Here is a 13,353-nt window from a genome sequence, read left to right as displayed (position 1 = left end):
CATGGCTAAACATAGCAAAACCATGCCGGCGCGCGGCTTGCGCGTGGCTGACCAGATCCAGCGCGATCTGGCCGAAATCATCGCCTACGAACTGAAAGACCCGCGCGTGGGCACGATGATCACCATCACCGAAGTACAGATCACCCCCGATTATGCGCACGCCAAGGTGTTTTTCACGATGTTGAAAGACAGCAAGGAAGCCATCAAGAACACCACGGAAGGTTTGATGGCCGCAGCCGGCTTCATCCGTGGCCTGCTGGGCAAGCGCCTGCACATCCACACCTTGCCGATGCTGCATTTCGTGCACGACAGCTCGACCTCGCGCGGCATGGAAATGTCCTTGCTGATCGACAAGGCCAACGCCACGCGCGCGGCTGACGCCGAGCCGGATGTCAAACCAGAAGCGGACGAGCAATAACAGTGGCCGGTCCGAAGAAACCGCCCGGCATCAAGCGGGTGCGCGACCTGGTCGATGGCGTCTTGCTGCTCGATAAGCCCGTGGGCTGGTCCAGCAATGACGCCCTGATCAAGGCCAAGCGCGTGCTGAATGCGAAAAAAGCCGGCCATACGGGCACGCTGGACCCGTTCGCCACGGGCTTGCTGCCGCTGTGCTTTGGCGAGGCGACGAAGTTCTCGCAGGACTTGCTGGAAGCCGACAAAACCTACGAAACCCTGGTGCACCTGGGGCAGATGACGGATACGGGCGACACGGAAGGCGACGTGCTGGAAACGCGCGACGTCAACGTCACGCAAGAGCAGATCGAAGCCGTGCTGGCGCGGTTCCGCGGGCCGATTTTGCAGACGCCGCCCATGTACTCGGCCTTGAAAAGGGATGGCAAGCCCTTATATGAGTATGCCAGGGCGGGTATCACGCTGGAGCGCGAAGCGCGTCCGGTGACCATCCACAAGCTCGAGTTTCTCGGCTATGAAGCCCCGTTCCTGAAATTGTCCGTGATGTGCAGCAAGGGCACGTATATCCGTGTGCTGGGCGAGGACATCGGCCAGGCGCTCGGCTGCGGCGCCCATCTGAACGCCTTGCGCCGCACGCAGGTGGGCAACCTGACTTTGGACGGCGTCGTCACGCTCGACGAGCTGACGGCGCATGCCGCGCCGCTGAGCTTGCTGGCGCCCGTCGATGCCTTGCTGTCGAGTTTCCCCGCCGTTCAGCTGACGGAAGAACTGGCCAAGCGCTTCCTGCACGGCCAGCGCATCGCGCTGGGCAAGGAAGACGTCGCCGTGCCGGCCGAGCCGGGCCGGGTGCGCGTGTATCACGACGCCAAATTGCTGGGCACGGGCCAGTTGCAGGAATACAGCATCCTGGCCCCGGAACGCCTGATCGCCACGGCACATCAGTGACCACCTGACCAAACCTACTGCGCGTCGTGATTTGCGGCCTGCGATGCTCACTGCCTCGGCGGCCCCGTGCCGCACACAGCTGCGCTTCTTAGCCACAACTCCCTTCCGCTCGCTACGGTTTTGTCAGGTGTCGTTAAGTCATAGGTAAGTCATGGTCAAGTCATATTGATCAGCGACACTGCTAACCCGGTGTCGTATTTTTAAACAATCCGTCCCCGACTGCGGGAGCCGCCAGCATTTTTAGATAGCGTTGCAACGCAACATGCTATACTACGCGGTTCCGGAAATAGATTAGCATTCGGGTATCTCGTACATCTTGTACGCACTCCGCAGTTTTTCAGTAACTACTACGACCATGTCAAATACAAAACGCGCAATTCGTAATATCGCCATTATCGCCCACGTTGACCACGGCAAAACCACGCTGGTGGATCAGCTGCTGCGCCAGTCCGGCACCTTCCGTGAAAACCAAGCGGTCGACACCCGAGTCATGGACTCGAACGACCTGGAAAAGGAGCGCGGCATTACGATTCTGTCGAAGAACTGCGCCGTTGAGTACGAAGGCACCCACATCAACATCGTCGACACCCCAGGCCACGCCGACTTCGGCGGCGAAGTGGAACGCGTTCTGTCGATGGTGGACTCGGTTCTGCTGCTGATCGATGCACAGGAAGGCCCGATGCCGCAAACCCGTTTCGTCACGCGCAAGGCGCTGGCACTGGGTCTGAAGCCTATCGTGATCGTCAACAAGATCGACCGTCCAGGCGCACGTCCGGACTGGGCCATCAACCAGACCTTCGAACTGTTCGACAAGCTGGGCGCCACCGACGAACAACTGGATTTCCCTATCGTTTACGCTTCGGGCCTGAACGGCTATGCCGGCCTGACCGAAGACGTGCGCGGCGGCGACATGAAGCCGATGTTCGACGCCATCCTGGAACACGTTCCAGTACGTGACGACAATCCGGAAGGCCCGCTGCAAATGCAGATCACCTCGCTGGACTACTCGTCGTACGTGGGCAAGATCGGCATTGGCCGCGTCAACCGCGGTACCGTCAAGGTTGGCCAGGACGTGCTGGTCATCAATGGCCCAGGCGCGACCCCAATCAAAGGCCGCATCAACCAGGTGCTGAACTTCAAGGGCCTGGAGCGCGTGCTGGTGGACGAAGCCGTCGCCGGCGACATCTGCCTGATCAACGGTATCGATGAAATCGGCATCGGTTCGACCCTGTGCGCAGTGGACACGCCGGAAGCGCTGCCTATGCTGACCGTCGACGAGCCGACCCTGACCATGAACTTCATGGTCAACAACTCGCCGCTGGCTGGCCGCGAAGGCAAGTTCGTTACTTCGCGTCAATTGCGTGACCGTCTGGAAAAAGAATTGAAAGCCAACGTTGCTCTGCGCGTCGCGCCGACCGACGACGACACGATCTTTGAAGTATCGGGCCGCGGTGAGCTGCACCTGACGATTCTGATCGAAAACATGCGTCGCGAAGGCTTCGAGCTGGCCGTGTCGCGTCCACGCGTGGTGTTCAAGATGGTTGACGGCGTGCGCCACGAGCCGTTTGAAAACCTGTCGGTTGACGTGGAAGAAGTCAACCAGGGCGGCGTCATGGAAGAACTGGGCCGTCGTCGCGGCGACCTGCAAAACATGGAATCGGATGGCAAGGGCCGCGTGCGTCTCGAGTACCTGATCCCGGCGCGTGGCCTGATCGGCTTCCAGGGCGAATTCATGACCCTGACCCGCGGCACCGGCCTGATGAGCCACGTGTTCCACGAATACGCGCCAGTCGACAACACCCGTGGCGAAATGGCTGGCCGTCGCAACGGCGTGCTGATCTCGCAGGATGACGGCGCCGCTGTTGCCTACGCTATCTGGAAACTGCAAGACCGCGGCCGCATGTTCGTGTCGCACAATGACCCTGTCTACGAAGGCATGATCATCGGCATTCACTCGCGCGACAACGACCTGGTCGTCAACCCGATCAAGGGCAAGCAGCTGACCAACGTGCGTTCGTCGGGTACCGACGAAGCGGTGCGCCTGGTGCCGCCTATCCAGATGTCGCTGGAATACGCCGTTGAATTCATCGAGGACGACGAGCTGGTGGAAATCACGCCGAAATCGATCCGTCTGCGCAAGCGCTTCCTGAAAGAGCACGAGCGTAAAAAAGCGTCGCGTGATTCGTAATCTGTTGTAGCGCATGGCCTGCGGGCCATGCCACGCTCAAGCCCGTTGCTCCGCCTTTCCTTCACCGGTGAGGCGCGCAGCGGGTTTGTCATTTGCAGCTCCTGTTTTTTGTAGACACCATGACTTCCTCTTCTTTGCCTTCCCGCCGCCTGTCCGTCGCCCCGATGATGGACTGGACCGACCGCCATTGCCGCAAGTTCCACCGCGAAATCACGCGCCATACCTGGCTCTACACGGAAATGGTCACCACGGGCGCGCTCGTCTACGGCGACGTGGAGCGCCACTTGCGCTTCAACGAGGAAGAGCATCCGGTGGCGCTGCAGCTGGGCGGCAGCGATCCGCAGGACCTGGCCACCAGCGCCAGGCTGGGCCAGCAGTGGGGCTATGACGAAGTCAATCTCAATTGCGGCTGCCCGTCCGAGCGCGTGCAGAAGGGCGCGTTTGGCGCCTGCCTGATGGCCGAACCGCAATTGGTGGCCGACTGCGTGAAAGCCATGCGCGACGTGGTCGACATCGACGTCACCGTGAAACACCGCATCGGCATCGATGACAGCGAGTCCTACGACTTCGTGCGCGATTTCGTCGGCACGGTGGCCGATGCCGGCTGCAAGACATTTATTGTGCATGCGCGTAACGCCATCCTGAAGGGCTTGAGTCCGAAGGAAAACCGCGAAGTGCCGCCCCTCAAGTATGACTATGCCTACCGTTTGAAGCGTGATTTTCCGCAATTCGAGTTCATTATTAATGGCGGCATCAAGACGCTCGATGAAATCGACCTGCATTTGCAGCACCTGGACGGCGTGATGCTGGGCCGCGAGGCCTACCACAATCCGTACCTGATGGCGCAGTTCGACCAGCGCTACTATGGCGACGACGCGCCCGTGAAAACGCGCGAGCAGGTGCTCGAGGCGATGATTCCGTATATTCGTGCGCAGCTGGAGAAAGAGGCGGGGCGGCTGAAGCTGAACAGCGTCACGCGCCACATGCTGGGCCTGATGCAAAACCTGCCCGGCGCGCGCGGCTTCCGCCAGACCCTGTCGGACTCGAAGAAGCTGGCCTCGGGCGACCCCCGTTTGCTGCTGGAAGCGGCGGCGCGCCTGTCGCTGCCTGCCTGATGAGCGGCGACTGCCGCGCCCATGCACAGCTGTTGCATGGCTACCTGCTGGCCGTCAGCGCCCTGAAGGATGACGGCAGCTTGTTTCTTTGCGAGTACCTGGGGTTCGCGGCGCCGCAGGCGTCGCTCGATGTCCTGTGCCGCGCGCTGCGGATTGCGCCGGAAGGCTTGTCCTTGCAGCCGCTCGAGAGCGTGGCGTGCAGCGGCGTCGCCTGCACGCCGCGCCAGTGGCTGCTGGAACGGTTTCGTCCCATGAGCGAGGCGGACCGCCAGCCGCTCGACGCGCGTTTATATGACGGTTTCGAGCGCGAACTGGCCGAACTGCTGGGCGGCGAGCCCCGCTGGTATCAACTGGTATCGTCTGGCCAGCGCAGCCTGGCCGGGCAATTGGGCGCCATCTGGAGCGTCTTTGTCTTTGGTACAGAGTGCCACGCCTATGTGATGCATTGCAGCTGGGACAGCTGATCGAACTTGTCTATACCGCTGCCCCTGCGCAGTGGTATTGTCCGCACGCCCCCTTCCTCTGAGCACCTCTTCCAAAACGCTGCAATATGGCAACGCCATGTGTTGTAAATGCGCTGTTTCGGCGCACGCCCGCACTGCGATGGGGCATTTCTAAGGCGCAAGAATCGGCGTTGTTGCCATTTCCCCGAAGAAAGTTAATCTGCTATTTATTCAGGTACTTATTGCTTGCTTTGAGGCAAAATTTACACCTATAATTGATTATAGACAAATATTTCTCATATGAATGTTTGATGTTGATCTCACATCATCAGTGTCAAAACTTCAGCGTGTGGAGCAAGTTTGCATTCGCAGTCACTGGGTGTTTCAGGGCTGGCGAAAGACCAGGAAGTACCTCGGGCTGCGTGCGGCCGGATACCGCCAGCATACCAATGGCTTAGGGCGGATACCGGTGTTCCGCGGCCTTCGTCTTGTCGTGCCGGGCAAAATTCTCATCAATAGTTTCATTTACGAAGAGCCGAAATGAATTTAGCAAAAATGAAGGTTGGTACTCGCTTGGGCCTGGGATTCGCCCTGGTACTGGTTCTGCTGGTGGCCGTGACCGTCCTCGGCATCGCGCGCATGGCGCAAATCCAGGAACGTCTCGATCACGTGATCAATGTCAACAACGTCGTCACCCGCCTGGTGATCGATATGCGTGGCAACGTCAGCGACCGCATCACCTCGCTGCGCATCCTCACCCTGATGACGGACGCAAGCGATATGGAGCCGGAAATGGCGCGCATCAAGACGCAGACCAGCACCTATCAGGAAACGCAGAAAAAGCTCGAAGAGAAATTCGCCATCGAGTCGACTGCCGAAGAAAAGACTTTGCTCGCTTCGATCAAGGAATACGAAGCGGCCGCCATGCCGGCCATTGCCAAGGCGTCGGCGCTGTGGATGGCCAATGATGCGGAAGGCGCCACGCGCGTGATGATCAAGGAAATCCGCCCGGTACAGAAAAAATGGATGGAAGCGCTGGAGCAGCTGGCCACCCTGGAAGACAAGCTGAACGAGCAGATGCAATCGGATGCCCGCAAGGCCTTCGACAGCGCGCGCCTGTTCATGATCATCCTCGGCGTGCTGGCCGTGGCGATGGGCGTGGCGGCGGCGCTGGTGATTACCCGCGGCCTGCTGAAGCAGCTGGGCGGCGAGCCGGACTACACGGCGTCGATCGCCGGCAGCATCGCCAACGGCGACCTGTCGATCGGCATCCACACCCAGCCATCGGACAATTCCAGCCTGCTGGCGGAAATGAAGGAAATGCGCAACAGCCTGGTGGGCATCGTCGGCCAGGTGCGCGTGGGCACGGAAACCATCGGCACTGCCTCGCGCGAGATCGCCGACGGCAATATCGACCTGTCGTCGCGCACGGAAATGCAGGCCAGCGCGCTGGAAAAAACCGCGTCGGCCATGGAAGAGCTGACCTCGACCGTGAAACAGAATGCCGACAATGCGCGCGAAGCCAATAAACTGGCCGCCACCGCCTCGGACGTGGCGCTGAAGGGCGGCTCCGTCGTGTCGCAAGTGGTCGATACCATGAGCTCGATCAATGAATCGGCGAAGAAAATCGTCGACATCATCGGCGTGATCGACGGCATCGCCTTCCAGACGAATATTCTGGCGCTGAATGCGGCCGTGGAAGCGGCGCGTGCCGGCGAACAAGGCCGCGGCTTTGCCGTGGTGGCGTCCGAAGTGCGCAACCTGGCGCAGCGCTCCGCTGGCGCCGCCAAGGAAATCAAGATCCTCATCGACGATTCTGCCGAGAAGACGGAACGCGGCACGCGCCTGGTGGGCCAGGCCGGCGTGACGATGGGCGAGGTGGTCGACAGCGTGCGCCGCGTGACGGACATCATGAGCGAGATCGCCAGCGCCAGCCAGGAGCAGAGCGCCGGCATCGAACAGGTCAACCTGTCGATCATCGAAATGGACGGCATGACGCAGCAGAATGCGGCCCTGGTGGAGCAGGCCGCCGCCGCGGCGCAAAGCCTGCAGGACCAGGCGGCCGAACTGGCCCACGTGGTCAGCATTTTCAAGCTGGTCGAAGGCGAGGAAAAGCCGGCGGCGTACGCGCCGGCCCCCGTGGCTGCCGCAGCCGTCGCGGCGCCGGCCGCCGCGCGCAAGCCGGCGCCAGCATTGCGCCCGGTCAAGTCGCTGACGCGCAATACCGAAGCGGCCGCCCCCGCGGCCGCCCCGGCGCCACGCAAGGCGGCGGCAGCCAGCAGCAATGATGAGTGGGAAGAGTTTTAAGCGCCAGCCGGCGTGAGGAGGGCGGCTGTGTCCAGGCAGGGAATCGGCGAATTGCCACCTCGACGGCAGCGCCCAGCGTAGTAGGCAGAAATTGTAATGACCGTATCTGATAATCATGGGGAAGCACATGTTTGAGAATAAGCGTTTTATGAGTGTTGCAGCAGCCTTGCTGGTTTCCGTCTCCTCCTCGGCGTTTGCTGCCGAAGTGCCGGCGTCGTTCGATGCCAAGAATTGCAAGGCCGACTATCCGAAAGCCTCGCTGATGAACGAGGAGCAGGGCACCGTGTCGATGTCCTTCCTGGTGAATGCCGATGGTAGTGTTGCCGATTCGAAAGTCGAAAAGAGCAGCGGCTTCAAGAACCTGGACAAGGCCGCCATCAAGGCCCTGTCCGCGTGCAAGTTCAAGCCGGGCACCAAGGATGGTTCGCCTGCGCAAACCTGGACCAAGGTGGACTACGCCTGGAAGCTGGACTGATCCACATGCTGCCGGGAGCCTGTCTCCCGCGCCTGGCTTATCCCGTACGGGCAGCGCTTGCGAAGGCGCTGCCCGTATTGTTATGTGCGCCAGGCAACGGCGCCATCGCGCCCGATTCTGTTACCCTCGGGGCATATCATCGCGGTTCCCGCCAGAAGAGGTTTAATATGCAACGCACCCTGATGCTCTCCACCGTCGCCGCCGCCAGCCTGCTGCTTGCCGCCTGCGCCACCCCGGGCACGCCCACGGGCTTGCAGCCGGGACAAACCGTCGCCATCGTCAATAGTTTGAGCTGGGACAATCCCCTGAGCGGCAAGCGCGATGGCGTGCGCACCAGCTGGCCCATCAAGGATGGCAAGATTGCCGCCGAGTATTTTCCACTGGCGCAATTGAAGCAGTGCGACGCCGGCGGCAAGGCTTGCGCCTGGGGCGTGATGCGCGCGCAGCGCGGCACCCCCGCGCTTGCGTATGCGCAGGGCGGCGTCGACGTGGCGCTGAGCGTGTCCATCGACGTGGCGCGGCGTCAGGATGCGCGCCAGGGCGAGACGCAAACGGCCATGGCGATCCCGCAGGACGTGGTGGCCCTGGCGGGCAAGCAGCGCGTGCAGCCGAGCTGGAAATTGAAGTATGGCAAGGTCGAACAGGTGGACCTCGATTATGGCGTGCGCTACCAGGTGTGCGTGCAGCGCTACGACGCGGCCGGCAAGGCGATCGACAGCTGCGACATTCCATTTATTTGAGGAAACATGCCGCATGGGCTGGGTGTGGCGGCTTTGCCACATTCCATGTTGCGGCGTGCGTCGGGGTGTAACAATCGGTAAAAGGGCAGCAAAGCGCGGCGTAATTTCTTATAGTACTTAATTAGAAGTCGTACAAGAGCAGCAGTACACAGAATGAGTACAAGAGGAGAATTGCGATGAAAACCCTGTTGGCAGTAATTTCACTGGCAGCCTTGGGTGGCTGCGCCGTGGCGCCGCCCGGTCCCGCGTATTACGGCTCGCGCGCGCCGCAGGCGGCCTACAATCCGTATGAGTGGCACACGGTGTCATCCGAACCGGTGCAGTCAGGCGGCGTGGTGAGCGCGCCGCGCGTCGAGTACACGAATGAACCCGTGTACGTGCAGCAACAGCCCATCTACGTGCAACAGCCCGTGTATGTGCCGGCGCCCGTGTATGCGCCGCAGCCGTATTATTACAACCCGCCCGTATCGATCGGGCTGGACTTCGTGTTCGGCTTTGGCCGCTACGGTGGACACCGCGGCGGCTGGGGCGGGCACGGACGTTACTACGGCCGCCGCTAGGCTATGGTTCTGGATGCATGACACAGCCGGGCTGGCTTTGCTTGCCCGGCTTTTTTGCTAGTGGAAATATACGGACGCCTGGTGCAGCACATCCGCCGAGCACAGGAGATACATCGCCGCCGCGGCCAGACCTATTTGCAAGGCACCAAAGCTGATCGGGATGAGGCGGGACATGTCGTACTCCTGAGTGGTAGGCGGCGTGTGGATGCGGTGGGCATGCTTGCATCATAGGACGAGTTGATGCTCATGGGCATCGGATGACTGTCCGACACCTTGTAGGACAACACCTCGTCACGCGGCCAGGCCCGCGTTTCCGCCGATCAGCGGTTCTTCCAGCGTACCACGGGCTCTTCCGGCGCCGTGTCGGGCACGTTCGAGATGGCCAGCCAGTGCCGCAGGCGCTCCGGATGCTTGAGATTGATCCCCATGCCATCGATGATGCCCACCTGTTCCAGCATGCGCGCATCGATCTTCGCCTTCGATACCGTGGGCGCGCCCATGACCATGCGGTCATAGGCCTTGCGCGCCTTGTGTTCCCACTTGTGCAGGTTGCTTTCATCGAAGCGGTTCGCCTCGAAATACACGGTCAGGCTGCCATCGAGGTTGCCGAAGCCGACGATCCCCGCGCCCTTGCGGATGGTGGTGGTATTGTCGATGTCAAATTCGGCCGTGGGCACGAAAATGCCGGCGCGGCCATCGATATCGGGACGTCCGACGGGCGTTTCCTTGCCGTAGGAACTTGTTTCAGTGATGGTTTTTTCTTCAGACATGGTGCGTGCTTGGTGGCGGCGCCAGGCGCAGAAACGGACCCGGCAGCGCCAGCCTTCCTGTTCAATAAATGCGTGCTGATGATCAAGGCGGGGTAGGGGCCTTGGCGGAGCGATGCTGGGCATTGCTTGATATAAGAAACGCTATTGTAGTCCCAATTTAATTCTTTTGGGCAACACTCCGTGAAACTTTCTACAGGGGCGGCGCCATGAAAAAAGCCGCCCGGCCTTGCGGCGGGACGGCTTAGGCGACGTGGCGGGGATCAAACCCTGGCGGCGGCCTTGCGGCGTGCCACGAAACCGAGCATGCCCAGGCCCAGCAGCATCATGGCGTAGGTTTCCGGTTCCGGCACGGCGGCCGTCACCGAGACCTTATCCAGGTAGGAACCGTAGGTGGGGGCGGAAACGGGGCCCACCGATTCGAAGCGCAGCAGGGTCGAGGCGCCCAGCGCCGTCACGTTCTGGCTGTAGGCTTGCCAGATGCCGCCCGTGTTGCCGGACAGCGCCGTCGGCGTCAGCAGGGTGGAGCCCCAGTAGACATTCATCAGGCTGTTGGCGCCGCCCGGCGTGTCGGGACGGCCCGAGTAGGCAAACGACAGCGCATACGTGCCGCCGGCCGTCGTGGCGATCGCTTGCGAAACGGACGTCAGGCGGTCCGTATTGAGTTCCAGGTATTGCACGCCGTTGGCGGCAACGGGGTTGAAGCCGCCCAGGCCGCCTTGCGTGGCGCCCTTCTGGATTTCAAAGGCGGAACTGCCGCTGGCCGACGATGTCCAGCCCGTCACGCTGCTGACGGGCGCCCAGGCGGAAGCGATGACGTTGTTTTCAAAACTGCCATTGACCACCAGTTCGCTCGCGGCGTTGGCGGCGCCAGTGGTGAGCAGGGCGGCCAGTGCGGCGATCTTGCAGAGAGTGGCAGGCGTTTTCATGTGTGATCCATTTGCTTGGTTAAAAGTTAATTTTATTTCCTAAATGACATTTAAAGAATATCACCAAAACTCACACAAAGAACAAGCGCTCGCTAAAAAAAGATGCGATTGTGAAATTAGTTATACCCACAATGCAAGTTATTGACGAAATAAACTCATTGCAATATTCGACCGGGGCGAAGCGGGCCTGGGCTGTACTTGCATCAGAGTATTTTTGTGACATCGGGGTGAAAAAAAACCTGCATCGTTACAACAACGATGCAGGTTCTTGCATGCCGCTGGGGGCGCGGCGGCATATCGATTCGATAGGCGCTGCCGCGCGCGGCCATCAGAACGCCAGGCGGCCCTGCAGGTAAACCATGCGCGGCGCGCCCACCATCTTGCCCAGGTTGCCGTCGTTGGTGCGCGTGAAATAGCGCTTGTCGGCCAGGTTGTTGACGCCGGCGAGCAGTTCCAGGCCAGCCTGGCCCGGCACCTTCCATTTCACTTGCGCGTTCCATGTGCGGAAAGCGGGAATGAGGCCCACGTCGCCCTTGGCGCTTTCCGCCACGGTGTTGGCGTCGTCGGCGAACTGGCGGCTCTGGTGGCTGCTCGACAAATCAACACCCCAGGCGCCCAGCTGGTAGTGGGCGCCCACTGTATCCGTGTTGCGCGAGTAGTAAGGCACGTCGTTGCCCGCGTTCGCGCCATCCTGCAGGGTGGCCTTGGTGTAGGTGTAGGTGGCGTAGGCATTCAAGCCGGCCAGCGGGCCGGACTGGTCGAAGCGGTAGTCGAGCGCCGTTTCCAGGCCCCGGTGGTGCGTCGCGCCCACGTTGTAGAAGGTGACGTTGCTGCCGCTGCCCACGGACTGGATCTGGTTGTCGAACTTGATGTTGAACAAGGTCGCCTCGGCCGAGAGCTGGCCGCTCTTCCAGCGCGCGCCCAGCTCGGCCGTTTTCGCCAGTTCCGGCTGCAGCGGGTTCTTGCCCGATTGCGCATTGAGCTGCGTGTTTTGCACGGCGCCGAAGGAACTGTTGTAGTTGGCGAACAGGGTCGTGTTGCTGTTGAGCAGATACGCCACGTTCAGCGAGGGCAGGGCCTTGTTATTGATCAACTCGATGCTTTCATCGGCCGGCAGGTGGTTGATGCGCTCCGTCCTGATGTGCTCGTAGCGCACACCCGGCGTGATGCGCCACGCGTCGATGGCGATCTTGTTGTCGATGTAGACGGCTTGCGCATCGGTGGCATTGTCGGCAAAGCGCGTGGGCGCCTGCTGCACGCCCGTGGCGATGACGACGTTGTAGACGCTCTCGTCGGCCCGTTCGGCCAGGTAGCGGTAGCCGACGGTGAGGTCCTGCGTGACCTTGCCCGTAGTAAAACGCTGCGTGTAGCGCGGCTCGACGGCCATGGTTTCATAGTTGCGCGGCTGGTGGCCCATGCCGGTGCCGGTGGCGTTGACCAGCGTGCTCTGGCGCGAACTCTTGTTGTAGTAAGCGCGTACTTCCACTTCCTGGGTGCCCGAGATGGCATTCAGGTAGCCGATGTCGAAGGCCTTGCGCTCGCCGCTCCAGAAGTCGCCGCGGCGCGTGTTCTGGAACGGGTCCTGCTGGTATTGGGCGGCGGTGAGGCCGCCCGGCGTGCGCGAATTGACGTCGTAGTAGGACAGCTTGCCGTAGATCTCGGCCGTGGGACTGAGGTCGTAGCGGAACTTCAGCGCGAAGTCGTTGACCTTCTCGTCGCTGGCCACGCGCCAGTCGCTGCCGCGGATGCCCGAGTACAGCACGGCCAGGCCCAGGCCATTGTCGAGCTGGGTGCCGGCAAACACGCTGGCCTGGGTATTGTGGCCCACTTCGCTGTAAGCGTTGTAGCGCACGGTGGCGTCACCCGTGACGCCGGCCGTGGCGGGCACGCGGCGCGTCTTGAAGTTGATGATGCCGCCCACGTTCTGCGGGCCGAAGCGCACGGCGCCGCCGCCGCGCACCACGTCGACCGTCTCGATATTGGCCAGGCTGACAGGCGCGAACGACAGCTGCGGCTGGCCATAGGGCGCCACCGACATCGGTATGCCATCGAGCAAGACCGTGCTGCGCGGCGAATAGCGCCCGGCCAGTCCCCGCACGCCGATGTTGAGCGACACGGCGCTGCCGGCGCTGCCCGAGTTGTCGCTGATCTGCACGCCGGGAATGCGGCGCATCACGTCGCTGACGCTGGACGCGCCCGAGCGCTCGATGTCGTCCTTCTGCACCAGCGTGCGGGCGCCGGCGAAATTCTTCGTGCTGGCGGCCATGCTGGTGCCCAGCAGGTTGCTGCTGACCTGGATCGATTCCAGGATGGGGCCGGCGTTATCGGCGCTATTGGCGCCATTGGCGTCCTGCGCCTGCGCGGCGAGGGAAGCGCCCAGGCTGGCGAGGGCGATGGCCAGCGCGCATGGGCGCAGGGAAAACGGCAGTGGGGAACAAGTGGCGGCCATGCGTGGATCTCCTAATGACAAGGT

General features: G+C 61.6%; 12 protein-coding genes. 9 read left to right on the top strand and 3 right to left on the bottom strand.

The genetic code is table 11. From position 1 onward, the window contains the following. The first annotated feature begins 1 nt into the window (after position 1). From rbfA to AC07VI_RS10150, 9 genes are all read left to right on the top strand, one after another. Positions 2-418: a 30S ribosome-binding factor RbfA gene (gene rbfA / locus AC07VI_RS10190; RefSeq protein WP_076569135.1), complete on the top strand. Its 417-nt coding sequence runs from the start codon at positions 2-4 to the stop codon at positions 416-418. Positions 419-420: 2 nt separating this feature from the next. Further along, positions 421-1,356 carry a tRNA pseudouridine(55) synthase TruB gene (truB, locus tag AC07VI_RS10185; RefSeq protein WP_492992736.1) on the top strand — a complete coding sequence of 312 codons (936 nt, stop codon included), beginning with the start codon at positions 421-423 and terminating at the stop codon, positions 1,354-1,356. A gap of 355 nt (positions 1,357-1,711) precedes the next feature. Beyond that, positions 1,712-3,544, top strand: coding sequence for a translational GTPase TypA (gene typA, locus AC07VI_RS10180; protein ID WP_086144985.1), 1,833 nt, complete (start codon positions 1,712-1,714; stop codon positions 3,542-3,544). A 119-nt stretch (positions 3,545-3,663) separates the two neighbouring features. Further along, positions 3,664-4,659 (top strand): tRNA dihydrouridine(20/20a) synthase DusA, encoded by a 996-nt coding sequence (gene dusA, locus AC07VI_RS10175; RefSeq protein ID WP_086144986.1) that lies wholly within the window; start codon positions 3,664-3,666, stop codon positions 4,657-4,659. Continuing rightward, positions 4,659-5,123, top strand: a complete 465-nt coding sequence (locus AC07VI_RS10170; RefSeq protein WP_492992739.1) for a hypothetical protein — start codon at positions 4,659-4,661, stop codon at positions 5,121-5,123. Before dusA ends, AC07VI_RS10170 begins: the two co-directional genes overlap by 1 nt. Positions 5,124-5,657: 534 nt before the next feature. Continuing rightward, positions 5,658-7,409: a methyl-accepting chemotaxis protein gene (locus AC07VI_RS10165; protein WP_099374713.1), complete on the top strand. Its 1,752-nt coding sequence runs from the start codon at positions 5,658-5,660 to the stop codon at positions 7,407-7,409. A gap of 148 nt (positions 7,410-7,557) precedes the next feature. Continuing rightward, entirely contained in the window at positions 7,558-7,884 is a 327-nt protein-coding gene (locus AC07VI_RS10160) for an energy transducer TonB (protein ID WP_086145075.1), read from the top strand. 167 nt (positions 7,885-8,051) lie between these two features. Beyond that, positions 8,052-8,624: a hypothetical protein gene (locus AC07VI_RS10155; protein ID WP_099374712.1), complete on the top strand. Its 573-nt coding sequence runs from the start codon at positions 8,052-8,054 to the stop codon at positions 8,622-8,624. A gap of 176 nt (positions 8,625-8,800) precedes the next feature. Next, complete coding sequence (locus AC07VI_RS10150; protein ID WP_086144990.1) at positions 8,801-9,184, top strand: hypothetical protein; 384 nt, start codon at positions 8,801-8,803, stop codon at positions 9,182-9,184. A gap of 320 nt (positions 9,185-9,504) precedes the next feature. Here AC07VI_RS10150 and AC07VI_RS10145 read toward each other — a convergent pair whose 3' ends face one another. The 3 genes from AC07VI_RS10145 to AC07VI_RS10135 form a co-directional block, all read right to left on the bottom strand. Beyond that, the gene (locus AC07VI_RS10145) at positions 9,505-9,954 is read right to left on the bottom strand and encodes a hypothetical protein (RefSeq protein ID WP_086144991.1); all 450 of its coding nucleotides are present in this window, start codon (positions 9,952-9,954) and stop codon (positions 9,505-9,507) included. Between the two features lie 260 nt (positions 9,955-10,214). Further along, complete coding sequence (locus AC07VI_RS10140) at positions 10,215-10,880, bottom strand: FxDxF family PEP-CTERM protein (protein ID WP_099374711.1); 666 nt, start codon at positions 10,878-10,880, stop codon at positions 10,215-10,217. A gap of 328 nt (positions 10,881-11,208) precedes the next feature. Beyond that, positions 11,209-13,329: a TonB-dependent receptor family protein gene (locus AC07VI_RS10135; RefSeq protein WP_492992742.1), complete on the bottom strand. Its 2,121-nt coding sequence runs from the start codon at positions 13,327-13,329 to the stop codon at positions 11,209-11,211. Positions 13,330-13,353 lie beyond the last annotated feature (24 nt).

This window comes from Janthinobacterium sp. GW821-FHT03A03 (assembly GCF_059421435.1).
Note: the sequence above shows the minus strand (reverse complement) of the source record. Positions and strands in the feature narration are given on the sequence as shown.